Annotated in this window: 20 protein-coding genes and 1 pseudogene; 12 read left to right on the top strand and 9 right to left on the bottom strand. The window is 62.3% G+C overall.

What is annotated here, in order from left to right; all coding sequences use genetic code 11:
• Positions 1-207 precede the first annotated feature (207 nt).
• Together AC58X1_RS01975 and AC58X1_RS01970 are read left to right on the top strand one after the other, a co-directional pair.
• Positions 208-711, top strand: coding sequence for a peptidylprolyl isomerase (locus AC58X1_RS01975; RefSeq protein ID WP_101319005.1), 504 nt, complete (start codon positions 208-210; stop codon positions 709-711).
• Complete coding sequence (locus AC58X1_RS01970) at positions 708-1,430, top strand: UDP-2,3-diacylglucosamine diphosphatase (RefSeq protein WP_101319003.1); 723 nt, start codon at positions 708-710, stop codon at positions 1,428-1,430. The genes AC58X1_RS01975 and AC58X1_RS01970 overlap by 4 nt, the downstream gene beginning before the upstream one ends.
• A gap of 78 nt (positions 1,431-1,508) precedes the next feature.
• Here AC58X1_RS01970 and pvdQ read toward each other — a convergent pair whose 3' ends face one another.
• On the bottom strand, positions 1,509-3,794 hold the full coding sequence (gene pvdQ, locus AC58X1_RS01965; protein ID WP_497428757.1) for a bifunctional acylase PvdQ: 2,286 nt from the start codon (positions 3,792-3,794) through the stop codon (positions 1,509-1,511).
• A gap of 228 nt (positions 3,795-4,022) precedes the next feature.
• Here pvdQ and AC58X1_RS01960 point away from each other — a divergent pair, with 228 nt between their 5' ends.
• Entirely contained in the window at positions 4,023-4,397 is a 375-nt protein-coding gene (locus AC58X1_RS01960) for a fe2+ zn2+ uptake regulation protein (protein ID WP_150569392.1), read from the top strand.
• A gap of 35 nt (positions 4,398-4,432) precedes the next feature.
• Here the strand turns inward: AC58X1_RS01960 and AC58X1_RS01955 are convergent, their stop codons facing one another.
• Entirely contained in the window at positions 4,433-4,621 is a 189-nt protein-coding gene (locus AC58X1_RS01955; RefSeq protein ID WP_101318997.1) for a hypothetical protein, read from the bottom strand.
• Positions 4,622-4,770: 149 nt separating this feature from the next.
• Between AC58X1_RS01955 and AC58X1_RS01950 the strand changes: the two genes are divergently transcribed.
• The 4 genes from AC58X1_RS01950 to AC58X1_RS01935 all read left to right on the top strand — a co-directional run bounded on the left by AC58X1_RS01950 (position 4,771) and on the right by AC58X1_RS01935 (position 7,184).
• The gene (locus AC58X1_RS01950) at positions 4,771-5,232 is read left to right on the top strand and encodes a hypothetical protein (RefSeq protein ID WP_224786358.1); all 462 of its coding nucleotides are present in this window, start codon (positions 4,771-4,773) and stop codon (positions 5,230-5,232) included.
• 271 nt (positions 5,233-5,503) lie between these two features.
• Positions 5,504-5,893, top strand: a complete 390-nt coding sequence (locus AC58X1_RS01945) for a Mor transcription activator family protein (protein ID WP_101318993.1) — start codon at positions 5,504-5,506, stop codon at positions 5,891-5,893.
• A gap of 21 nt (positions 5,894-5,914) precedes the next feature.
• A complete protein-coding gene (locus AC58X1_RS01940) occupies positions 5,915-6,544 on the top strand; it encodes a DUF2589 domain-containing protein (protein WP_150569393.1) in 630 nt (209 codons plus the stop codon).
• 100 nt (positions 6,545-6,644) lie between these two features.
• A complete protein-coding gene (locus AC58X1_RS01935; RefSeq protein WP_497428756.1) occupies positions 6,645-7,184 on the top strand; it encodes a DUF2589 domain-containing protein in 540 nt (179 codons plus the stop codon).
• Between the two features lie 9 nt (positions 7,185-7,193).
• On the opposite strand, the gene AC58X1_RS01930 is transcribed toward AC58X1_RS01935, so the two are convergent.
• Genes AC58X1_RS01930 through AC58X1_RS01920 form a run of 3 tightly spaced genes read right to left on the bottom strand, consistent with a single transcriptional unit; the run spans position 7,194 to position 13,310 of the window.
• The gene (locus tag AC58X1_RS01930) at positions 7,194-10,868 is read right to left on the bottom strand and encodes a translocation/assembly module TamB domain-containing protein (protein WP_497428193.1); all 3,675 of its coding nucleotides are present in this window, start codon (positions 10,866-10,868) and stop codon (positions 7,194-7,196) included.
• Positions 10,865-12,607: an autotransporter assembly complex protein TamA gene (locus tag AC58X1_RS01925; protein ID WP_181087805.1), complete on the bottom strand. Its 1,743-nt coding sequence runs from the start codon at positions 12,605-12,607 to the stop codon at positions 10,865-10,867. The genes AC58X1_RS01930 and AC58X1_RS01925 overlap by 4 nt, the downstream gene beginning before the upstream one ends.
• Before the next feature lie 52 nt (positions 12,608-12,659).
• Entirely contained in the window at positions 12,660-13,310 is a 651-nt protein-coding gene (locus AC58X1_RS01920) for a GNAT family N-acetyltransferase (protein ID WP_497428192.1), read from the bottom strand.
• A 146-nt stretch (positions 13,311-13,456) separates the two neighbouring features.
• Here AC58X1_RS01920 and xthA point away from each other — a divergent pair, with 146 nt between their 5' ends.
• Both xthA and AC58X1_RS01910 read left to right on the top strand, forming a co-directional pair.
• Positions 13,457-14,269, top strand: coding sequence for an exodeoxyribonuclease III (gene xthA / locus AC58X1_RS01915; protein ID WP_150569397.1), 813 nt, complete (start codon positions 13,457-13,459; stop codon positions 14,267-14,269).
• Between the two features lie 141 nt (positions 14,270-14,410).
• Entirely contained in the window at positions 14,411-15,418 is a 1,008-nt protein-coding gene (locus AC58X1_RS01910; protein WP_497428191.1) for a FecR family protein, read from the top strand.
• Positions 15,419-15,427: 9 nt separating this feature from the next.
• Here the strand turns inward: AC58X1_RS01910 and AC58X1_RS01905 are convergent, their stop codons facing one another.
• On the bottom strand, positions 15,428-16,747 hold the full coding sequence (locus AC58X1_RS01905; protein ID WP_101318979.1) for a Na+/H+ antiporter family protein: 1,320 nt from the start codon (positions 16,745-16,747) through the stop codon (positions 15,428-15,430).
• Between the two features lie 124 nt (positions 16,748-16,871).
• Here AC58X1_RS01905 and AC58X1_RS01900 point away from each other — a divergent pair.
• Together AC58X1_RS01900 and AC58X1_RS01895 are read left to right on the top strand one after the other, a co-directional pair.
• Positions 16,872-18,260 (top strand): annotated as a pseudogene (locus tag AC58X1_RS01900) (methyl-accepting chemotaxis protein); the annotation flags it as partial.
• Positions 18,261-18,362: 102 nt separating this feature from the next.
• Positions 18,363-19,118, top strand: coding sequence for a methyl-accepting chemotaxis protein (locus tag AC58X1_RS01895; RefSeq protein ID WP_371411609.1), 756 nt, complete (start codon positions 18,363-18,365; stop codon positions 19,116-19,118).
• 50 nt (positions 19,119-19,168) lie between these two features.
• Here the strand turns inward: AC58X1_RS01895 and AC58X1_RS01890 are convergent, their stop codons facing one another.
• Complete coding sequence (locus AC58X1_RS01890) at positions 19,169-21,112, bottom strand: S8 family serine peptidase (protein WP_497428190.1); 1,944 nt, start codon at positions 21,110-21,112, stop codon at positions 19,169-19,171.
• 179 nt (positions 21,113-21,291) lie between these two features.
• Here AC58X1_RS01890 and AC58X1_RS01885 point away from each other — a divergent pair, with 179 nt between their 5' ends.
• On the top strand, positions 21,292-21,903 hold the full coding sequence (locus AC58X1_RS01885; protein ID WP_101318973.1) for a cell wall hydrolase: 612 nt from the start codon (positions 21,292-21,294) through the stop codon (positions 21,901-21,903).
• A gap of 3 nt (positions 21,904-21,906) precedes the next feature.
• On the opposite strand, the gene AC58X1_RS01880 is transcribed toward AC58X1_RS01885, so the two are convergent.
• On the bottom strand, positions 21,907-23,559 hold the full coding sequence (locus AC58X1_RS01880; RefSeq protein WP_497428189.1) for a dipeptide ABC transporter ATP-binding protein: 1,653 nt from the start codon (positions 23,557-23,559) through the stop codon (positions 21,907-21,909).
• Positions 23,556-24,428, bottom strand: a complete 873-nt coding sequence (locus AC58X1_RS01875; protein ID WP_150569403.1) for an ABC transporter permease — start codon at positions 24,426-24,428, stop codon at positions 23,556-23,558. Before AC58X1_RS01875 ends, AC58X1_RS01880 begins: the two co-directional genes overlap by 4 nt.
• Between the last annotated feature and the right edge of the window lie 13 nt (positions 24,429-24,441).

The raw sequence follows: 24,441 nt of genomic DNA, 5'->3' as shown, positions 1-24,441 counted from the left end.
CGGGTAGGCCGATTGAATCAAAGGGCCTATCATAGCCGAAGCAGTCAAGCTGCTGACAGCCGGGCGCCGACAAAGTGGCGCGATTTATCGCAACCCGGGCAAAATGGCGCCGCGCGCGCTGTGTCGCGGCAAGCCAATCCTGCGTCAGCTGATGTACGCGTGCTGCTCGCAGCCAATTTCTGTATGCCTTGAAGAGTGAATTTGAGCATGTCCCAAGTCAAACTGACCACCAACCACGGCGACATCGTCCTGGAACTGAACGCCGAGAAGGCGCCGCTGACCGTCGCAAACTTCCTCGCCTACGTCGAAGCCGGCCACTACAGCAATACCGTTTTCCACCGTGTGATCAAAGGTTTCATGATCCAGGGCGGCGGTTTTGAACCCGGCATGAGCGAGAAGAAAGACAAGCGCCCAAGCATTCAGAACGAAGCCGACAACGGCCTGAAGAACGACAGGTACACCATCGCCATGGCCCGCACCATGGAACCGCACTCGGCCTCGGCGCAGTTCTTCATCAACGCCTCCGACAACGGTTTCCTTAATCACAGCGGCAAGAACACCCAAGGCTGGGGCTACGCGGTATTTGGCGAAGTCATCGAAGGCAAGGACGTGGTCGACAAGATCGAAGCCGTTGCCACCGGCTCCAAAGCCGGCCACCAGGACGTGCCGAAAGAAGACGTGATCATCGAGAAAGCCGAGATCATTGGGTGATTCTGCTGATCTCTGATCTGCACCTGCAAGAAGAACGCCCGGAGATTACCCGGGCGTTTGTTGACCTGCTCGAAGGTCGCGCACGCCACGCCAGAGCGCTGTACATCCTCGGTGACTTTTTCGAGGCATGGATCGGCGATGACGCGATGACCCCGTATCAGCGGTCGATCTGCCAGGCATTGCGTAACTTGAGCGACAGCGGTACCGCTATTTACCTGATGCACGGCAACCGCGATTTTCTCCTCGGCGAGGATTTCTGTGCTGCCGCTGGCTGCACCTTGCTCGCCGATCCCAGTGTGGTCGATCTGGGCGGCGAGCCGGTACTGCTGATGCACGGCGACACGTTGTGCACCCGCGACGTCGGCTACATGAAGCTGCGCCGCTATCTGCGTAGCCCGCTGACGCTGTGGGTGCTGCGCCACCTGCCGCTGTCCATGCGGCTCAAACTGGCACGCAAGCTGCGCAGCGAAAGCAAGACCCAGACCCGCATGAAAAACACCGAGATTGTCGATGTCACGCCCGATGAAGTCCCGCGGGTGATGGCGGCGCACGGCGTGCGCACGCTGGTCCACGGGCACACCCACCGGCCGGCGATCCACAAGTTGCTGGTCGATGGCAGCCCGGCGCGCAGGATTGTTCTGGGCGACTGGGACCGTCGCGGCTGGGCTTTGCAGGTAGATGATCAGGGTTTCCAGCTGGCGCCGTTCGACTTCACCTGAGTCGTCGACGTCGGCTGCTGCACTCACCAAGGCCGCTGTTGCAGATATCTGCGACAGCGGCCTTGTCTATCCCATCGCTTAATCTGCGCTGCTGACCGGCGCAGCCTTGTCGCGCTCACTGATGACCGACCGCCGATACTGCGGGTCAGCCTTGATCTGCGCTTCAGTGAACGCAAGCGGTGCCAGCTGCTTGGCAGCAAACGCACGAGTCTGGTCGGCATGGTGCGCCGAGGCCGCTTCGCTGGACTGCGAAAACGCCAGCAAGCCCTGAGCCTGCGGCCCTTGCTCGGTGAAGCTGACGATTTGCAGGTAACTGGTGCCGCTGACGACCAGACGCTTGCCCTGCCCCACTGGCACACTGTACATGGCGTTGTAGACGCCCAGCTCCTGCGGTCCGCCTGGCACCGGGGTGCCATCCGCCGCCTGTTGGATTTGCCCCCAGCGGCTGTCTGCGCTTATCCCGGATTGGTTTACCTGGTCTTGCGCGGCCAGCGCCGCCTGGTGCAGCAGCTTGCGTACAGCGGCCTGTTCGACGGCCAACCCACGCGGTGTGTGCTCTGGGTCGGCCGGATCATAGGCCACGCGCCAGCTCTGCGGATGCTCGGCCATCGCTTCGGCGATCTGCTCGAAATACAGCAGACCCACGCCAGCATCCAGGTCAGCCTTGCCATTCCAGGCCTTGAGGCCTTGGCACAGCTGGGCAACGTCAGCCCCGCCCCCCTTGCACCAATCAAGCAGCTCCGGCAGCAGCAGGCTGGCCAGATAGACCTCATCATCAAACACCATGCCTTGCAGTTCAGCGACGCCGAGCTTGCCACGGCCCTGCAGCCGCTGCAGGGCGAAGCGGCCGCGCATGCTCAGGGGCTGATCATCGCGACTGACCAGCGGCGAAAAGCCCAGCAACGGCTGCGCCGGATTGCTCATCCGCGCCGGATCATTCGAGTTCTGCACAAAGTCGCGCCGTTCAAGGCTCGGCAACAGTCGCGCCGGAACGATACCTGGCTGCGCCGCCTGTGGGTCGCTTTGCCACTGGCACGTACTGCGCGAGCCATCCAGTACCACCAGCTTGGTGCCGGCTGCCGGGTCGCTGCACTGCGCCAGCGTCTGCTGATCAACATAGGGTACAACCGATTGATTGAGGTACAACGACCGCCCGCCGGCATCGACTGCCAGCGTGTTGACCCAAGGAATCCCTTGCAGCTCAGCAACAGAGCCCCTCAGGGCGTCAAGGCTGTCGGCGCGGTTGATCCGATACCACTGCTGCAGCACTCGGCTGTTGTCCAGATTGGCATCGCGCAGGCTGTAGGCGTAGCGGTTGTCCCAGTCAAGCTTGCCTGGCCACTGCACAACCGGGCCGAACTTCGATGTGTAGACCTGCCGCTCGACCTCGCGCAGTGAGCCATCCTCGCCCTTGACCGTAACCCGCAGGGATTGCCGCGCCAGTGGCAGCGACTTGCCATCGAGCAAATAACGGGTTGCATCCTTGGGGTCCAGCTGCAGCCGGTAGAGCGTGAAGTGCTTGGAGGTATCGACCGTATGCGTCCAGGCCAGATGTTGATTGAAGCCGATGTTGATCAGCGGCAGGCCCGGCAGCGCCGCCCCCATCACATTCAACCGACCTGGAATGGTCAGCTGCATCTGATAAAAACGCATACCGCCCATCCACGGGAAATGCGGATTGGCCAGCAGCAGCCCGCGACCATTGCTGGAGCGCTCCGAGCCCACCGCTACCGCGTTACTGCCACGCTGCATTGCGAAAAGTGCCTGGCGCTCGAGCGCCAGCCTGAAGTCAGCGGCCTGATGCTGCGCAGCGAGCTTGGGCGGTGATGCGCCAACCAGCGCTTCGACGAACTGCCCGGCGCCGCCCTCGGCCAACAAGCGCCGGGTCAGCTTGACCAGATCCAGGCTGGTCAACGGTCGCACCCACTCACCCCCGCCGCACTCCGCCGGCAAGCCTTGCGCCCGCCGCTCGCCAAGCGCGCGATTGAAGCCGCTGGCATAGCCTTCGAGCAGGTTGTGCACCTCCACCGGCTGAGCCTGCAGAAAGGCACTGACTGCAGCGGGCGTGTTGAGCCAGGTGAAGAACAGATCACTGTCGAGGTTGTTGCGCTGCTCAACGGTTTTGCCCTGGCCGCCAAAATAACGCGAGCGTTCGCCGTTGACCGTCAGCACCTCATTGGCCAGCAGGCACAGGTTGTCCTGCGCATAGGCGTAGCCGATACCGTAGCCAAGCCCCCGCTCGTCGCTGGCCAGGATGTGCGGCACGCCAAAGCTGGTGCGGCGGATTTCGGCGCTGGCAGCAGCAGCGCTTTCACGGGGCTGGGCCAGCAGGCCGAATACCGCCAACGCAACAGCCCCGCTCAACTGAGCGGGGCGGCGCAAATATAGCTTCACGGGCGTTCCTTGAGTATCTGAGATCATCCCGTTGAGACGAATAGCTGGACGAAAATTTTACGCATGCAGCCGTGCTGACACGTCTTGAACAGAATCAGCCGTTTATTTTTCCGGCAAAACTGCAGTTTTTCCAATCTCGTTCGTCTTTATCAATGAGGAACCATGATTTCGGGACAGCCCACGAAAAGGAGCATTCACATGTATCAGCCACAACAGGCCCCAGCCAAGCCGAACGGCGCAGCCAATGCCGGCGCTGGGCAACTTGCCGATAGTGAAGAGCGGATTGGCAATGAGCTGATTCGCGAGCTGCTGCGCACATATGGCCTGCGCACCAGCCTGATCCGACTGAAGGTGATCGATGCCTTGCATGCCGCTGATCGTAACGGTCGCAGTGTCGGTGTGCGCGGCATCCATGCGCAGCTTGAACAGCTCGACATCCCGTTGTCGTTTCTGAGCGTGCGCGAAGTGCTCAAGCGACTTTGCGCCGAGGGCGTGATCAGCCTGGGCGGCGACAAGTGCTATAGCCTCAACCCAGAGGCACGCGCCGTACTCGAGTCGGCTCAACTACGCTGAGCCGCCGGCCGGCCAGGATGGCCGGCCGGCTGGATTCAGGGTTTGACCTTGCGCCGCAACAAACCGTTGATCACCACTACGATCACTGCAATGGCAATGGCGCAGTACTGGAACGTCTGCTCGGTGATCGTTCCCTGCTTTTGCAGGTAGGAAAGCCCCAGCATCATGCCCAGTACCACCAGGATGATCAGGATCGAGTATTTCAGGCGCTGAACGTGTGTCATCGGGAGTTCCTTGCGACATCAGAGACATTGGGCTCACATGGAGCCGAGGCAATGATACAACGGCATCAGGCGCAGGCGTGTATTTCCTGCTGAGCCACATCCGCGTCTGCTGAAAGCATAGGGGTTCTACCCAGCCCATAGGTGGCCCCATGCTGAATACTTGTCTACGCATCCTCACTCTCTGGTTTGCCGCAGCGTCGGCCCTGGCCGTCGAGCGGCCAGCGCTGTCCGATGATCACCTGCATCAACTGGGTAGCCAACTCGCCCAAAGTGCCGGCTCAAGCCAGTGGCAACAACTGTGGCAACGCGTGCGCAACGCCGGTTACCTGAACCCCGAGGTTGACCAGCTGCATTTTCTCGTGGAGCAACGCGAGCTTCCCCGCCTCGCCCGGGAAACGCTGGCCCACGCCGACCAGGCAGGTCTGAGCGGACACGCGCAAGCGTTGTACCGAAAAGACTTTGCGCCGACCGTGACAGGACGCATCAACGATCATCCAATGACCGCCCTGTGTTTGCTGGTCGACTACCGAGCACTCCCAGCAAGCATGGTCGACGCGCCCCACGCCTACCTGGCTGGCGTGAGCCTGCTGAGTAGCTATCCCTGTGACTGAGGGCAACCCTACCCATGGCAACTGTTCTGGCAGCGGAACAAGAAGTTTCAAGGCGTACAGGCGGGCCCTGTCGCATAGTCCTACACCCCAATCTCTCGATCCCTGCGTCAAGCGCACCCAGGAACTACACACCTCGGTTCGCTTGACGCCTAGGACTGCCTGCACGGGTCATCGACAATCGAATCACGCCACGGGGCAAAAACCCCCGGCACGCTCTATCCAGTCATGGTCACGCACAGCGCAATCCATTACCCCCACGAGGGAGCCACACATGCAAATGCCAGACTTCAGCCGTATCGATATCGCCTTGCTGCCGCATTCACTACAGTCGCTCATTGAGTGTATCGGCATCGAAAATGCCTACAACCTGACCTGCGCCTATGGTGGGCGCCCCAAGTACATTCCCAAGCATCGCGACCGCACCAAGCTTGCAGAAGTGCTTCCAGCCGCAGCCCTGGACGCGCTGATAAAGCGTTTCGCCGGGGTTGCCCTGGAGATTCCCAAGGCCGACCACTTCCTGCGCCAACTGCGCAACTTGCAGATTCAGCAAGAGAGCGCCGATGGCCTCTCGCGCAGCCTGCTGGCCGACAAGTACGGGTTGAGCCTGCGCCAAATCGGCAACATTCGCCGTCAGGAAACCACGCCCGCTGAGCACCCCTAGTGCTAGCCAAGGAGCTGGATAATGTCTATTGATCCCACACTGGTCGGCTCGGTCATCAACGCCCTGCCCATGGACCGCATGATTTCCGCGCCATTACAGGCGCTGATCCAGGCCCAGATCAGCGCCAGCAAAGCCTACGCAGACTTCCTGATGGGTGTATGCATCCAGAATGGCAAGGCGGTCGCGATCCAGATCGACTATGACGAAACGCTGATCGGCGCAGACGGTGAATACCAGGGCGTAGTGCAAAAGAGCCTGAAAGTGCCGTTGCTGGCCGCCGTCACCCACCCCAACATCGCTATCGAAGAAGGTCGGGTCGAGTTCGAGATCACCATCAGCCAGATGGCTGCACTGAGCACCTCCACCGAGCCCGACGCCAGCCTCACTGGTAGCCTCGGCTGGGGCCCGTTCAAGCTTGAAGTCAAAGGCAGCGTCAGCCAAAAGTCGACTCAGGTACGCAAGACCGATACCCGCGCCCGCTACGCGTTCAACACAACCGTCCGCCGTCAGGATCCGCCGGAGGCGATGATGCGGGTAATCGACTTTTTGACCGAAGCAGCTACCAGGCCGAGCCTTCTGCCTTCGGCAAACGCACGCAACCCTGGCGACATCTCCCAGGACGACACCCTGCCGCCTGTCGAGCAGGCATGACTGCAACGCCCTGCCGTGAATCCAGAGCCCGGCCTTGATGGCGGGCTTGCCGCCTAGAGGAGCGATGAACTTGGATGACACCCCTACCCCGCCCGCGCCCATGCTCTGCAGTGACCTGCGCGACATCACCCGCGGCCTGCAGGAAGCCGCTGCCGCCACCAACAGCTTGATCGCCCAGCAGTACATCACCCTGTTCGATCAGTTTTTCGATCATGACCCCGACGCCCTCGGCGCACCGATGAAAGCCAAAATGGTCGAGGTGGCCATGGATGGTCAGCACATGATCAGGGTGCCGCTGATTACCTTGGTGGCGCCCAAGGGCCTGGCCCTGGAGCGTATGCAGGTAGACCTTTCGGTCCGGGTAAGGAGCACAGAGATAAAAACTGCGCTGGCCGAAGCGGCCGATGCGCATGCGTGCGCTCGCTTCAAGGTCAGCATCGGAGCACAAGCACGCCGCGGCGATGGCCGCGACCCGGACGAAGTGCAGATCCGCATGCAGTTCCAGGCATGCGAGCCGCCTGAGGCGCTCAATCGCCTGATCGAGCAATACACCAACCTCATGGTGCCCACGCCGCGCGGTAACCCGCAGCCACCTGGAGCAGACAGCAGCGAGTATGTCGAAGCGGCCAGCGTACGCTGACCCTCTCGATCAGAAGTCGCGCTTGTAGAAGATATCCAACGAGCTGGCCAAGCCACTGGCCGCCTCCAGATATACCTTCTTGCTCAGCTTGTAACGCAGAGCGATGGTGTTGGCCGGCTCGAATACACCCACCCCATAACGCAGGCTCAGGCGCTCGGTCAGATTGCCACTGGCGACCACGCTGGTGGTGTTGCCCGAGCCTTCGGTATCGAGCTGGAAGTCCTCGATGCCCAGATTGGACGCCATGCTGCCAGTGAGCCCGGCGCTGCCGGCAAGGCCCAGACCCAGGGCTGCTTCGGCAAGCATGTTGTTGTCTTCGCCGGAGCCACCCAGCGGCCGCCCCAGTACCAGATAAGACAATGCCTGCTCCTGGCTCATCGCTGGCTCGGCGAACACCTGGGTGGTCGGCTGCTCAGCGCTGCCACTCAGACGAATACCGGCAATCACATCGTCAACCTGGCGAATCGCTTCGATATCCAGGTAGGGCTGATCGATGGGACCTGCGAACAACAACCGTGCACGGCGGATTGTCAGGCGCTGGCCGTAGGCGCGATACCGGCCATCGGCCAGGCTCAGTTCGCCACGGGTATCCATGTTGTCACCAATGTGCACGTGCCCGCGCAAGTTGGCGGTCAGACCAAAACCATTGAACGACAGTTTGTCCTGGCCGACCTCGACATTGACGTCCATGGCGATGGCCATTGGCGGCGTGCCCTGTTCGGTCTGATTGCCGATAATGACAGTATCGTCGGACACTTTGACCGTGGAGGGTGGCAGCTCACGTACGGTAATTGCACCCTTGGGTACCAATACCTTGCCCTTGACCGCGAGCTGTTCGCCTTCAAGGCTTATGGTCAGGTCAGGGGCTACTTCCAACGTGGCATAAGGCTCGACCGTGACTGGCAGTTGCTGACCCTGCAAGCGCAGTTGCATCGCCAGCGCCTGGTCCCAGGTCAGGTTGCCGCTGAGCTGAGCGCGACCGGCTGTACCGCTGCGCCAGCCGCCTTGCAACTGAACCTGTTCCCCTGCAATCAGCGCCTGCACCGACAGATCCTGCAGGCTGACCGGCAGCTGCGCACCGCTGACTTCGCCGCCAGTGAGGGCCAGAGTGCCATTGACTTGCGGTGCAAGCAAAGAGCCAGACAAGCGGCCGCTGCCGTTGAGCTGCCCGGCAAGGCGCTCGACCATTGGCACGAATGGCCGCGCGATCGCCAGGTCGAGCCCGCTCAGACGAAAGTCGCCAGACAGCGGCTTGTCCTTGCCCAACGGGTCGAGACGGGTTGTCAGCGCGAGCTCGCCAAGGCGCTCGCCGCGGAAGTTCAGCACCGTGTCGATACGGCGCGGATTGAGCGTGCTGTCCAGGCGCAGGACCTGGTACGGGAAATCCAGCCAGCGCTGACCATCACGCACGAGCAGGGTGCCGCCACTGGCATCCACGCGTATCGTGCCTTTGGGTCCGGCGGCAGGAATATCCAGATTGATGTCGGCATTGAGCTGCCCCTGCCAGGCGAAGTCCTTGGGCATCCACTGTGCCAGGCTCTCGATCGGGAACTGCTTGAGGTGGTAACGCAGCCGCGGCTCCGGCGCCAGGCGCTGGTCTTCGCCACACAGACTGGCCTGGCCCGAGCGCCAGCAATGGGCACCGAAATCCAGCTGACCGTTGGCCAAGCGCTGCAAACGGGCCGGCGCCTGCAACTGCCAGTCCTGCCCGCCAGCTTGAATCCGACCACTGGCAAGACGACCACGCCAGTCACCCTTGGCCAGTTGACCGTCGGCAGCCAGGTCGAGCTTGAGCTGCGGACCCGCCAGCGCCAGCGTCACGGCCTGCTGGCGAATATCGCCTTTGCCGGCAATGTTCAGATTGCCAAGCGAAGTCTCGCCCAGGCGAATATTGCCCGCTTTGAGGGTGAGTTGGCCGCGCTGGGCGCTGTCCAGGCGGGCATCGAGATCAAGTCGTTGCACACGGTTTTCTGCCTGAGCCAGTTGTTGCCCCTGCACACTCAAAGTGCCCTGCGGCGCTTGCAGGGTCCCGGCGAGGTCGAGGCGACCTTTGACCTGGCCCTGCAAGCGGGGCCACAGCTGGCCAAGGCGCGGCATATCCAGATCGATCCGGCCGGCCAGGCGCTGCTGCAGGCTACCGCTGCCGTTGATGCGGTTGTCGCCCAACTGGATGGCCAGGGCGCCAAGTGTCCAACTGTCGCCAGCCCCCTCGGCCTCGGCCTTGAGCACTGCTGGTTGACCGCGCAAGCGGCCTTTGAGGTCGAGCAAGGCGCTCAGTTGCAGGCGCTCGTTGTGCAGTTCGCCCTTGCTGCGCAGCGGCCCGGCGAGCGTGCCTGGCAGCTCGGCAAGCCAGTAGGCTGGATCGAGCGCTGAAAGCTGCAGGTCGACGTCCCAACTGATCTTCTCGGCAAAACCGACGATGACGCTGCCGGCAGCTTTGCCCTGCCCTGCGCTGAGCAGTAATTGCGGCAGGCGTACGTGGCTCAAGTCACCCTCGAACGGGCTACTCAAATTGAATGCACCGGCCGGGCCGTCCAGATCACCCTTGAACGAACCTTGATAGTTGCCATCGCGGTACTGTACATCCGCAGTCAACCGTTTGAGCACCACTTGCGGCGCTTCTTCAAGCGGATACAGACGCAGCCACGGGAAGTCCTGCCAATCGACTTTGGCGTCGGCAATCAGCCCCTGCTGCCAGTCGGCAGTGGCTTGCAGCTTGAGCCGTTGGCTGTCGCTGGCGTTCAGGTCCAAAGCATCCAGTCGGGCGCCTTTGGCGTCGACCTTGCCCGCCAACAGCAGACCTATAGGCCCCTGCTCGGCCGGCAGATTGGCCGAGCCGGAGAGCTGGTAGCCCTTGTCCAGATCGCCCACGGCATCCAGCTTGAGTTGCTCGAGCTGCAAGGTATCCGGCAGCGTCGCAACCGGCTTGAAGGCGGCCGACTCAAGCCGCAGTCTGGCTGGCAGGTGCTCCGCCAAAGCCTGCAGTTCACCGGTAAGGCGGGCGCTCAGGTAGCCGGTGCTGGTTGCGTCCAGATTGAGTGTCTTCTGCAGCTCGCCGGTGGCATTCAGCGCCAGTTGCCAGGCCTGCCCCTCTACCGGCGGCAGCTGCACGCTGCCAGTCAGTTGCACTGGCCAGTCGCCCTCGGGCTGCACGTCGCCCTGCACGCTCACATGCAGGTCATCGCGTTGCAACTGCAAGGTATCGATGCGCAGGCCATTGTTGCTCCAGTGCGCCGCAAGCTGCAGGTCACCCAGCAGGTCACTGCCATCCAGGCGCAGTTGGCCAAGTTTCACTTCGCCCAGTTCGATAGCCACTGGCAGGCGCAGCGTCGGCAACTGCAGCGGGTTGCTGTCGGCTACGGTTTCACTGGCGGCAAATGCCATGTCGATGCGCTCAGCCTGCAGGCGCTCGATACACAGGGTGGCCCGTAGCAGGCACAGCGGCGACCAGCTCAACTGCGGTGCCTGCACCTCGACCCGGCTGGCGCCGTCGTCCCAACTCAAGCGACGGGCCTGCCAGTTACTGCCAAGCTGGCCCTGGAAGTCGTCGACCGTCAGACCTGGCACCAGGCCCAGCGCCCAGCGGCTACCGGCTTGCGTGCCCAATAGCAGGCTCAGACTCAGTGCGATCAGCAGCGCAAAGCCCAGCAGACTGATTAATATGTACTTCAAAGCACGCGTCACAGCTCAGGCCCCATCGAGAAGTGCAGGCGGATGCCGCCGTCGTCGTCCAGTGCCTTGGCCAGGTCCAGGCGCAATGGCCCGACCGGCGACACCCAACGTACGCCGACACCGACGCCGGTTTTCAGGCTGGGCAGATCCAGCGAGTTGAACGAGTTGCCTTGATCGACAAAGGTCGCGATACGCCACTTCTCGGCCACCGAATACTGGTATTCGGCGCTACCGGCCACCATGTAGCGGCCACCAATACGGTCGCCGTCGCTGTTTTTCGGAGACAGGGTCTGGTAGTCGTAACCACGCACGCTTTGGTCGCCACCGGCGAAGAAGCGCAACGAGGGCGGAATCTTGCTCTGATAGCTGTTGGTGGCGCTGCCACCGAATTGCAGCCGGCCGAGCAGCCGGTGATTCTGGCCCAGGGTAGTCAGGCCCTTGAGCAGGACGTTGCCGTGTAGCAGGTTGGTGTCAGACATCAGCCCTTCCTTGGCCACCTGCACATCGAACTGCAGACGGTAGCCATTGTGCGGGTCGATGCGGTTGTCACTGCGCAGGTACGAGTAACTTACCCCAGGCATCAGCAGCTTGCTCAAACCGGAGTCATCCCCCAGCTTGTACTCTTCGCGCTGATACTTGAGCGACACCACCCGCTGCCAGCCGCTGGGCAGCTTGCTGTGCCATTCAGGGCCAACGGTGAGCAGCTTGCTGACGGTATCGGTGCCTGCGATCTCTTCATTCTGGTAGCCACCGGCGAAGCGCAGTTTGTCGGTCAGTGGCGGATCCAGCGGTATGTCATACCACAGGCCGACATTCTGCCGCGGCGCCGACAGTTCGGTTTCCCAACCATAGCTGTGACCCTGCGGGTTGACCCAATGGCGTGTCCAGTTGGCCTTGCCGCGCGGGCCAACGTCGGTCGAGAAGCCCAGGCCCAGGCCCATGGTGCGTGGTTTGCGGGTTTCCAGGCTGACGTCGACCGGGATCTGTTCGCCCACCGCAGCGGTGGGCGCCGCATCGACCCGCACGCCTTCGAAATAGCCGCTCGACTGCAGGTCGTTGTTGAGTTCGGCGATGAGCTCGGAATCATAGGGCGTACCGGCCTTGAACGGCACCATGCGCTGCAGCAGGTCCTGGTCCAGCGGCGTGTCGCCGGCAAAGTGCACGGCGCCAAGCTGAAAGCGTGGCCCGCTTTGATACACCAGTTCGATGTCGGCAACGCCGGCCTGCGGATCTACAGCCAGGCGCTGGCTGGTAAAGCGCCCTTTGAAAAAGCCGTAACGCGAAGCCTGATTCTGGATCAGACGCTTGGCGTCTTCATACAGACCATGATTGAGGCGTTCGCCGGGGCGCAGCGCGGCGCTATCGGGCACACGAAAACTCTTCAGCTCGGTGGCCGGGCCCTCGATGCGCACAGTGACATTGCGCAAGCGCACCGGCTCACCGGGGTCAATGCGAATGATCAATTGCGGATGCTGGTCAGGCCCGGTCGGCGCCTTGACCTCGGTGTCGATCTGGGCCTGATAGTAGCCAAGTGCCTGTGCGGCTTTGCGCGCCTGCTCTTCGGCGCCGCGACTGAAACGCAGTAATGCGTCCTCGTCACGGTCTCCCAGGCTGCCAATATAGCCTTCGACATTCGCCTTGAGCGCCTTGTTGGCGGGTTTGACCCGCACCAGCAGTTCGCTCTGGGCCCATACTGTGCTGCTGGCGGCCAGGATGATCAGGCCCCAGGTCAATCTTCCTGAATACGTCATGCTGCGCATGCTACCAGAGCTTGTTGCGCAAGGGAGCCGTCTAGCGCGCAGGTCACCCTGTTACAGACCTGGATGACAACGGATTGGGATGAAAAAACACCCGCTCAGTGACTGGACCTATAGCAATTTCGCCAATCTCCTGATACCCCTGAAGCTTGTAGAACGCCAGATAACGCGCATTGCCGGTATCCAGCACCACGCCATGGCTGCCTGGCTCCTCGGCGCACCAGTCATGAACAGCCTGTAACAATTGTTCAGCGTGCTGCTGACTCCTGAAGTCAGGGTGCACGCCCAGCAGTGGCAGCATATGTACCTGATCTGACGGCAAGCTCCCTACCAACGCTGCCTGATAATCCAGGTAGCGGCGGGTGCAGCGCAGGCCGGTGCCGATGATCATGCGCAAGCGCCACATCCAACTGTCAGCCACGCCAAGGCGCCGCAGCGGCGGCACGATCAGCGCCACCCCGGCCAGACGGTCTTCGACCATCAGGCCCACTGCCGGTAGCTGCAGGTAGAAGTGCTGGCGAACCCATGCCCGAATCATGGCGCGCAGGCGCCGTTCATAGCCAGGGCGCTGCGCCTCGAACAGATAGGCAACGGTCGGCTCTTGCCGATAGACTTCGTACAGCACAGCGCGCACCTCGCGGCGGTAGCCCTTGTCGAGCAAACAGGTGCGAGCGGTTGCGCGGATATCGTCGGGCATTGCAGTTAAACCTTCATGGAGTGAACGTACACCTTGGAGGCGAGGCAGCGCGGGTTGGTTCACCGCTGCGCGCAGGCAGCGCCGCCATGCTGGCGATGAGCGCCGATGTTCGATAGCATCCGCAGTTTTACCGGGGTTGCCTCGCCATGAAGATCGTCTCGTTCAACATCAACGGCCTGCGCGCCCGTCCGCATCAGCTGGCGGCGCTGATCGAGAAGCATCAGCCAGACGTTATCGGCCTGCAGGAAACCAAAGTCAGTGACGAGCAGTTCCCCTTGGCTGACGTGCAAGCCCTGGGCTACCACGTGCATTACCACGGCCAGAAGGGCCACTATGGCGTCGCCTTGCTCTCGCGCCAGGCGCCGCTGGCACTGCACAAAGGTTTTGCCAGTGACGAAGAGGACGCCCAACGGCGCTTCATCTGGGGCACCTTCGCCGACGCCAACGGCACCCCGATCACCATCATGAACGGTTACTTCCCGCAGGGAGAAAGCCGCGACCATCCCACTAAGTTCCCCGCCAAGCAGCGTTTCTACAGCGACCTGCAGGTGCTGCTCGAAGGCCAGTTCGACAATCAGCAGCCGCTGATCGTGATGGGCGACGTCAACATCTCGCCTGAAGATTGCGACATTGGCATCGGCGCTGACAACGCCAAGCGCTGGCTAAAGACTGGCAAATGCAGTTTCCTGCCAGAGGAGCGTGAGTGGATGCAGCGTCTCAAGGACTGGGGCCTGGTCGACAGCTTTCGCTACCTGAACCCGCAGGTCAGCGACCGTTTCAGCTGGTTCGACTACCGCAGCCGCGGCTTTGAAGACCAGCCCAAGCGCGGTCTGCGCATTGATCTGATCATGGCTTCGAGTGGCTTGCTGCCACGACTCAAGGACGCTGGTGTTGACTATGACCTGCGCGGCATGGAAAAACCTTCCGATCACGCGCCGATCTGGCTGGAGCTGGCCTGATAAATCAGCGCTGCGGACGCTGATTAGCGTCCGCAGATAGGCAAAGCTGACGAAATATCGCGTATCTGATAGTCATTCGCCATTATCTCGGTTCTCGGGACCCCCTTGGCAGGGGTAGAATGCGCAAAACCGGGAGCCGTAATGAATCAGGACCGTTTGACCCCCAACCAGGACGATGCCATCACCGACGCTGCGGCGCATTGGTGCATGCGCCTGCATGCCGATGACTGCACGGCGGCCGAGCGCGAGGCATTTGATCTGTGGCTGGCGGCCGACCCGCGGCACTTTGCTGAATACCGCGCGATGCAGGAAATCTGGCAGACCGCTGACCTGTTGCCACGCCGCACGGCTGTCGTCGAGATTGGCGCCCGCCCAATACGCAAGGCGCAGCCACGCCACTGGCGGCCATTCGCTTCGGCTGCAGCCATTGCCCTGCTGGCCCTGCCGCTGGCTGGCTGGGTCGGTTGGGAGCAAGGCTGGCTACCCAATCACTACCAGCATTTCGAAGCTACCGATCAGGTGCGCCAGGTGCAACTGAGCGATGGCAGCCAGGTCGAGCTCAACCTGCACAGCGAACTGCGCTTCTTCAATTACAAAGATCAACGCCAGGTCACGCTTACCCGCGGCGAGGCGTTTTTCAAGGTTACCCACGACACCGCCCACCCGTTCATCGTGCGCGCCGGCAACGGCCAGACGCGGGTAACCGGGACCCAATTCAACGTCTGGAAGTACAACGACGAGGTCAAGGTGACGTTGGTTGAAGGCTCGGTACTGGTCAGCAGCCACGGTGACGATGGCGGCTATCGACTGGGCCCGGGCATGCAAGCCAGTTATCACGCCGGCGATTTCGAGCCGACCCTGGCGCAGAATGATGACGCCGACAACAGCCTGGCCTGGCGCAGTGGCAAGCTGGTGCTGGACAACCTCAGCCTGGCCCAGGCCCTGCCGGTGATCAACCGCTACCTGGAGCGCCCGCTGCTGTTGGCCGATGACAGTACCGGCGCAATCCGCGTCAGCGGCGTGTACAACACCCGCGAAGTCAAGCGCATGGTCGATAACCTGCCCAAGGTGTTGCCGGTCTACCTGACCCGCAGCAAGGACGGCAGCACCGTCCTCAACCGCATCACACCGTTGACCAACAAGGGCTGACGCGGGGCGTCAGAGCACCATCGCCGCAAGCCAGCCAAAGGCCAGCAGTGGCAGGTTGTAATGGAGGAAGGTCGGCACCACGGTGTCCCAGATGTGGTGATGCTGGCCGTCCACATTCAAGCCCGAAGTCGGCCCCAGGGTCGAATCCGATGCTGGCGACCCGGCGTCACCCAATGCACCCGCTGTGCCGACGATGCACACTGTAGCCACTGGATCGAAGCCCAGTTGCACACACAGCGGCACGAAGATCGCGGCTAGAATGGGAACGGTAGAGAACGACGAGCCGATGCCCATAGTCACCAGCAAGCCCACCAGCAACATCAGCAAGGCACCAACGCCCTTACTGTGGTTGATCCACTGCGCAGAGGCCTGGACCAGGCTGTTGACCTCGCCGGTTGCCTTCATCACGTCGGCAAAGCCCGAGGCGGCAATCATGATGAAGCCGATCATGGCCATCATCTTCATGCCTTCGGTAAACAGATCATCAGTGTCTTTCCAGCGCACGATGCCCGACAGCGAAAAGATCAGAAAACCGACCATGGCGCCTATGATCATCGAATCCAGCCACAGCTGAATGATGAACGCTGCTGCGATCGCCAGGCCAGCGACCATCAGCGTCAAGGGGTTGTAGCTGACACTGACCTGCTCGACCTGCTCGATTTTCGCCAGGTCATAGTCGCGTTTCTTGCGGTAGCTGACGAACACTGCCAGGAGCAGCCCGGCGAGCATGCCGGCCGCAGGAATGGCCATCGCCTGGGTAACGTTGACCGCGCTGACGTCGACCCCGGCGCGGCTGACATTGGCCAGCAGGATTTGATTGAGGAAGATGTTGCCAAAGCCAACCGGCAGGAACATGTACGGCGTGATCAGGCCAAAGGTGATCACGCAGGCAATCAGCCGCCGATCGATGCGCAGTCGGGTCAGCACATACAACAGCGGCGGCACCAACAGGGGGATGAAGGCAATGTGAATGGGCAGTATGTTCTGCGACGACACGGCCACCACCAGCATCAGGCCGATCAGCAACCATTTGACCTTGCCACCTTCGCTATGGCCCTGGCGCTCGATCATATTCAAGGCCCGATCTGCCAGCGCGTGAGCCAGGCCCGATTTGGCAATGGCTACGGCAAATGCGCCAAGCAGCGCGTAGGACAACGCGACCGTGGCGCCGCCGCCCAGCCCACCATTGAAGGCCTTCAACGTGCCCTCGATACCCAGGCCGCCGACCAGGCCGCCGGTCAGCGCACCGATGATCAATGCGATCACCACATGCACGCGGGACAGGCTCAATATCAGCATGATGCCGACCGCGGCAATGACTGCATTCATGGTGTGGACTACCTCGTTACGACAGACGGAAAGCATTGGCACCGGCGTCAGGCTGCACACAGGCAGCGGCCGGTCCAGAGGGGTGCAATGCGAAGGGCGCACACTCTGAAGGGCGAGTCGACAGATGTCAAATCGGCCAAGGCCGAATTCAATTGAACGTTTGAATAAAGAAAATCCTGTGGTCGCCGACACAGAGTGCAGACCTAATACAAGGGACTTTCCCAAAATGCCTCTGCGACAACTGTCTATCCAGTGGAAGATCACCCTGCTCGCCGGCTTGTGCCTGGCCGCCATCGTCACGCTACTGGTCGGTCTGTCCCTGTACCGCATGGACCACAGCTCCGATTTGGTAAAGGCCAGCAGCATGAAGATGCTCTCCGACTCAGCTCAAGCCCGCATCGAATCGCAGGGTGAAGTACAGGCGCTGAACATTCGCCGCCAGTTCATGGACGCCTACCAGTACGGCGCAGGTTTTGCTCGGCAGGTGCTGTTCTTGCGCGAGCAGGCGGAAAAACGCTATCTGGACGCCTTTGACCTGCGCGAAGACATGACCGCACAAGTGCGCAGCGCCCTGCTGGCCAACCCTGAGCTGCTAGGCCTGTCGCTGGTGTTCGAGCCTGACGCGCTGGATGGCAAGGACAGCCTGTTCACCAATCAGCACGAGTTGGGCAGCAACGAAACTGGCCGTTTTGCCTTGTATTGGTCGCAACCGCAGGCCGGCAAACTGACCTCAATGGCCTTGCCTGAACTGGACATGGCCAACATCGAAACCGGCCCCAGCGGGCAACCGGCCAACACCTGGTGGGTATGCCCGCGCAGTACCGGCAAGGTCTGCGTGGTCGAGCCGTATTTCTATGCCATCGACGGCCAACAGGTGTTGATGACGAGCATCGTCTTCCCGCTGTCGGTCAAGGGCAAGGTGATTGCCACGCTGTCGGTGGACATCAACCTGAGCAGCTTGCAGGCCATGAGCGAAGAAGCCAGCCGCGGCCTTTATCAAGGCCAGACCACGGTCGGCATCCTCAGCCCGGTCGGCCTGCTCGCAGGCTACAGCGCCGACTCAAGCAAGCTGGCCCAGCGTTTCGACCAGGTCGATACCGCGCAAGGCGCCGAGTTGGTGCGCAAGCTGGCGGACGGCAAATTGCAGATTGTTCACGCTGAACAGCGTTTGAAAGTGCTGGCAGCGTTTCAGCCGATTCCCGGCAGCAAGCCGTGGGGCGTATTGCTCGACGTGCCGCAAAGCGCCCTGACCGGCCCTGCCGAAGCGCTGAAGAACGAGCTCGACGCACTCAATACCAGCGGCACCTTGCTTGAGCTGGGGCTGGGCCTGGGCGCCGCCTTGGCCGGCTTGCTCTTGGTCTGGCTAATGGCGCGAGGCGTCACCCGGCCGATCCTGGGCGTGGCAGCGATGCTCAAGGACATCGCCAGTGGTGAAGGCGACCTGACCCGTCGCCTGCAGTACGACAAGCGTGATGAACTCGGTGAACTGGCTGGTTGGTTCAACCGCTTCCTCGACAAGCTGCAGCCCACCATCGCTGACGTCAAACGCTCGGTGCAGGCCGCCCGCGGTACAGCTGACCAGTCTGCTGCGATTGCCAGCCAGACCAGCGCCGGTATGGAGCAGCAGTACCGCCAGGTCGACCAGGCCGCCACGGCCTCGCATGAGATGAGTGCTACCGCGCAGGACGTCGCGCGCAGCGCAGCGCAAGCTGCTCAGGCCGCCCGCGAAGCTGACCTGGCTACCCGTGAAGGCCTGGCCGTGATCGGCCAGACTACCGACAGCATCGACAGCCTGGCGGCCAACATGAGCAGTGCCATGGCCCAGGTCGAAGGGCTGGCCGGCAACAGCGAAAAAATCGGCTCGGTGCTCGAGGTGATTCGTTCGATCGCCGAACAGACCAACTTGCTCGCCCTAAACGCGGCGATCGAAGCAGCCCGCGCCGGCGAAGCCGGGCGCGGCTTCGCCGTCGTCGCTGATGAAGTGCGCAATCTGGCCCGGCGCACACAGGAATCGGTCGAAGAAACTCGCCAGGTGATCGAGGCGCTGCAAGCTGGCACGCGTGAAGTAGTCGACGCCATGGACAGCAGCCACCGCCAGGCCCAGGGCGGCGTCGAGCAAGTCGGTCAGGCGGTCACTGCGCTGCAACGGATCGGTCAGGCAGTCACGGTGATCACCGACATGAACCTGCAGATTGCATCCGCTGCCGAAGAGCAGAGCGCAGTGGCGGAAGAGATAAACAGTAACGTCGCGACCATTCGCGATGTAACCGAGTCGCTGTCAAGCCAGGCCAACGAGTCGGCGCGGGTCAGCCAGTCGCTCAATCAACTGGCCAACCAGCAGCAAGCATTGATGGACCAGTTCAGAGTCTGACTGCTGCGTCTGGCCCATCACGCAGCCCGGACCATAGCTGATCCGAACCGCTACAGCTCGTCGTGGGCGCGGAAACTGCCGCCGCCGAGCAGGCGGTCGAGCAACGCCAACGCGGCTTCCACGTTCGGCCTACTGCCCATCGGCAGGACGTCGGTCAGAGGCAAGGTCGCGTCTTGATAACCTGTCGCCATCACCAGCAAATGCATCTGGTCGGCATTCAGATAAACATGATGCTGGCGCATGGCGTAGGACTGAATCAGGCTCAGGGCACCCGTCACCAAAGGGGTTGCGCTGGAGGTGCCACCGTAGCTGTTGGTGTAGTCTCGGTCATCCCCTTTTTTGTCCTGTAGGTTGCCGTAGCCCAGTGTGGCGACACTATCACCCCACGCGTTGAGCATTCGATAGCGGTAGCCGTAATTGGAGTACTGATGAGGCTTGCCGTCCCACGACTGGCAGGCCCCTACCAAAATGGTCGAGGCATCGCCATGGTCGTCGAAGTAAGGCCATTGGCCTAGATCGACACCGTGCCCCCGCGTCGTGCCCTTGTCCGCCAGCGACTGATTGCTGCCATTGGCGGCGGCATTGACCACGACCGCGCCGCGCGCGGTCAGCGCCTCGCACACATCCCACCAGTCGCGCTCGTGCAGCGACGGCAAATAGGTGCTGAGTACATGGATGCTGGCGCTTTGCCTGTTGATGGCGACGATGTCGCCTGCGCGTACCTGGCGCAGCAGGTCTGCGGGCGTGCGGGGGTAATTGCGGGGGTCGATGGCCCGATTGTCGTACAGGTATAGCTCACAATCATGGCAGATCCCGTTCATGCCGAACGAATTGGCCTGGGCAAACAGCACGCCCACCGATGCGGTACCGTGGGCCGGGTCGGCGTTGGGTTGGTCGCTGATCACGTGTAGCCGTTCAGTCCCGCGCAGGTCCTCATGTCTGGCGAACAAGCCCGCATCGGAAAAGTGCACGCGGGTGCCCTTGCCGGTCACCTGTTTGCTCCAGACGCTGCGGATGTTCATCCCTTTGTGCGAGGCGGTCGGTGCATCCAGGTAAGTCTGCAGCGCATCGAAGTCCGGCGTCGGTTGCGAATCGTCGTGAGCGTCATCACCCGCTACCACCGCCGCACCCGTGATCAGTGTCGCCACTAGCGCAGCGAGCGCCGCGGCAATGAGGTTGCCGGGTTCCTGCTCGGCGGGCGGGAAGGATAGCGACTCGACGTAGTCCAGCGCCGCCAGGGTTCGTAGTAGCGCGATGAAGGTATCGCTGGACATGCTTGCTGGCTGTGCGAGCAGGTAGTAATCGTGCAGCACTGCAAGCGCGTCGTCGTCATGCTCTTCAGCGCTCAGCACCGGCTGCAGCTGGATGACCTGCTTGAGGTTCGGCCACAGACGGACCAACCTCGAGCGGCTGTCCGGCTCAAGATCGGCAACGAAGGAAGCAAAACCGTCCTTGCCGAACTTGACCAGCAGCGCCGGCAGAGCCTTGTCGGCAGCGCCGTCGGGCAGTCCGCTGAACACGGGCAGCAGTGGGTCGTAAACAGGCCTGGGCCCAGATTCAGGCGGCGCTGCAGAACGTTTGACGCGTAACGAGGCTCCCGTCAGCGGGACCCGATCCAGCATACGCCGTTCGGTTTCTTCGGGTTGGATCTCGATGACCATCGTTGGCCAAGTGATGGTGGCATCAGCATCGGAGGGCAGGTCAAGCTGGATGATCTGCTCGTCGGTCAGGATGATGCTTGCGGTTATCTCGAAGCGGCCGTGCCTCAGATCGGTGCCTAGAATGGCCGGACAGCCATGGTCAACCAGCAGCCCGCTGTCAACCTGGGAGCTTGAGGTGGAGGAGTCCAGTCGCTTGGGCCCTCGCGCGTTGATGACGCGTAGCACGTAGCGAATACGCTTGATCTTGTGCAGGTCTGGACCGATACAGCGCAAGTGAAACTTGCCATCGAAATTGAAGTTTCGGTAGTAGAGGATTTCGATATTGATGCTCATCAGGCGGCTTCCCTTCAAGTGCAGCCGACTCCTTCGCGAGCGGCCGAACAACAATGATTGCGCCGCATCCCGCCGCCTCCCAGCACGAAGCGGTTCCTCTGCAGCCCGCAGTTGAGGTTGCGGCAGCCCAACGCAGCGGCAGCTAGACTGACCTCCAGCACCCACCTGCGAGGCTCGTCATGCGCGCGTCAGCGATCATTTTTGCTTTGTTCATGGCCCTGCTCGCAGGCCCCACCCTTGCCGCCGATGCACCCACCGCCGCGGTCGCCGAAGACAAGGCCGAAGCGCTCGAGAAGAAGGTCGTCAACGACGCACCGCCGCCGAAAAAAAACGAGGCACTGACTTCAGGCGAGGTCATGGCGGTCGATCCCAGTGGCCAGGCGCCGATGGACGACAGCATCACCTGCCTGGCCCGCACCATCTACTGGGAGGCCAAACAGGCCGATGCCAAGGACATGAGCGCAGTCGCCAGCGTGGTGCTCAATCGCCTCGGCCAGGACGGTTTCCCTGACACCATCTGCGGCGTGGTCAAGCAGGGGGTCGAAAGCAAGAGTTGCCAGTTTTCCTGGTGGTGCGACGGGCGCCCTGACCAGGTCGAGGAAAAGGACCGCTACGACATTGCCAAGGAAATTGCCCGCAAGGCGCTCAACCAGCAGCTCAAGGACCCTACCAATGGCGCCCTGTATTTCCACGACCGCTCGGCGCGGCCAGCCTGGGCCAGGGCTTACCGCAAGACTGCCGAGACCAGGCTGTTCCTTTTTTACAAACCTAACCCAGCACTCGCGCGCTGAGCTTTATACCGCGAGGCGGCGCACCCACAGTGGCTGCGCAGGTGGCAACGTCGGCACCGCATCCAGCAGCGCCCGGGTATAGGCATGGCGCGGCTGGCCCAACACCTGAGCGGCGCTACCCTGCTCAACCACCCTGCCTGCTTGCATCACCAGCACATGATCGCTGACCTGCTCGACCACACCCAGATCATGGGAAATGAACAGGCAGGCCAGGTTCAGCTCGGCCTTGAGTTCAGCCAGCAAGGCGAGGATGCGAGCCTGTACCGACACGTCCAACGCCGACACCGGTTCGTCGCAGATCAACAGGCGCGGTTTCATCGCCAGTGCACGGGCAATGGCAATGCGCTGACGCTGGCCTCCGGACAGCTCCAGCGGGCGCCGATCAAGCACGCTGGCAGGCAACTGCACGCGCTCCAGCAACGCCACCGCCTCGGCCCGCTGCAAGGAGCGCGGCACCCCGGCCAGCGCAAGCGCTTCGCTGAGTACGCGCAGTACGCTGTAGCGAGGGTCGAACGAAGCCAGCGGGTCCTGGAACACTACCTGGATGCCCTGCCGCGCCCGCCGCTTCTGCTCGGCGCCGAGCGCCAACCAGTCGCTACCGGCGAACTCGACCCGGCCCTGGTCGGGTTGTTCCAGGCCGAGCAAGATGCGCCCCAGGGTGCTTTTGCCAGAACCGGACTCACCGACCACACCCAGGGTTTGCCCGGCGCGCAGCTGCAACGATACCTCGCTCAACACCTGGCGGACGCTGCCGTCGGGGCCGGCAAAGGATTTGCCCAGCCCGCTTGCAGCAAGCAATACCGGCTGTTCAATGCTGCTCGCACTGGGCTCAACCAACGCCAGCGCAGGCTGCGTTGGGCGCTGCAAGTGGACGGCACGCGCGGCGCTGAGCAGGCGCTGGGTGTAAGGGTCTTGCGGGTCCTGCAGAATCTGTTCGGCACTGCCCTGCTCCACTATATGTCCGCCGTGCATCACCACCACCCAATCGGCCAACCGTGCCACCACTGCCAGATCATGGCTGACCATCAACAAGCTGTTCTGCTCATCGCGCAGTTGTTCAAGCAGGCGCAGAATCTGTGCCTGCACGGTCGCGTCAAGCGCCGTGGTCGGCTCATCAGCGATCAGCAGGCGCGGCCGGCAGGCCATCGCCGAGGCGATCAACGCGCGCTGACGCAGGCCACCCGACAACTGCCACGAATACTGCTGAGCGCGCACCTGCGGCTCAGGCACGCCGACCTCGGCGAGCAACTGCAGCACCCGCAAACGACGTGCCTCCGCGCCCAGGTCAGAGTGCAGCAGCAGTGCCTCTTCGATTTCGCCACCCACCCGCCGCAACGGGTCGAGCGAACCCAGTGCGTCCTGCATGATGAAACCGATCTGCGCGCCGCGCAGGCGTTGATAGTCAGCCTGGTCGAATACACGCAGGTCGCGCCCGGCAAACTCCAGCCGTTGCGCCTGCACCTGCGCGCCGGGGCCCGCCAGGCCGACCAGGCTGCGGGCGGTGACGCTCTTGCCCGAGCCCGACTCGCCAACCAACGCCACGCACTGCCCCGCGCGCACCTGCAGATCGACTCCGTGTACCACCGCTACACCGTTGAAGCTCACTCGCAGGTCGCGGATGTCGACCAGTGCCGACGCCGTATTCAAGCCACTCATAGGCCTTTGCCCTCACTGCGCCGTAGCCAGTCTCGGCCGATGGCGCTGATGGAAATCACAGTCAAGGTAATTGCCAGCGCCGGCCAGGCCATCAGCCAGGGCGCGTTGGCCATGAAATTGCGTGCCACTGCCATACTTGCGCCCCACTCGGGTGCCGGTGGCGGAGCGCCAAAACCGAGAAAACTCAGCGCGGCAGCGGCGGTGATAGCCCCGCCAAGGCCGATGCAGGCGAGGATCAGGACCGGTTGCACCGCATTGGGCAGGACATGGGCAAACACCACAGCCAGCGGCCGCCGACCCAGGGTCAGTGCCGCCTCGACGAAGCTGGCATGGCGGATGCTCATGGTCTGCGCGCGCACCAGCCGGGCATAGCGCGGCACTGCGGCGATGCCGACGGCAATGATCAAGTTGGTCGTGCCCTGACCAAACAGCGTGATCACCACCAGCGCCAGCAGCAGGTCGGGAAATGCCAGCAGCACATCCACCGCGCGCATCAGCAGGTTATCCAGCCAGCGCGGTGCGAGGCCGGCAAGCAATCCTAGCAAGGTGCCCAGGCCCAGCCCGAGCAGGGTTGCGGTGAAACCGATAAGCAGGGATGCACGCGCCCCGTGAATAACACGGCTAAGCACGTCTCGACCATTCTCATCGGTACCCAGCCAGAACTGGCTGCTGGGCGGTTGATAAGCCAGGCGCGCATCAGCCAGCAAAGGATCGGCCGGCGCCAGCCAACCAGGCAGTGCCACCGCCAGCAACAGCAAGCCGATGGTCGCCCAGGCCAGGCACAACCCTGGCCGCGCAGGGCGCCAGCGCGACAGTCGCGCACTGGTTGCCAGCGTCGGCACCTGGGCAGCGGGAATGATCGCGTTCATGCAACCTCCTGGC

The organism is Pseudomonas sp. PGPR N4 (genome assembly GCF_059693665.1).
This window is presented reverse-complemented; position numbering and strand designations above follow the sequence as displayed.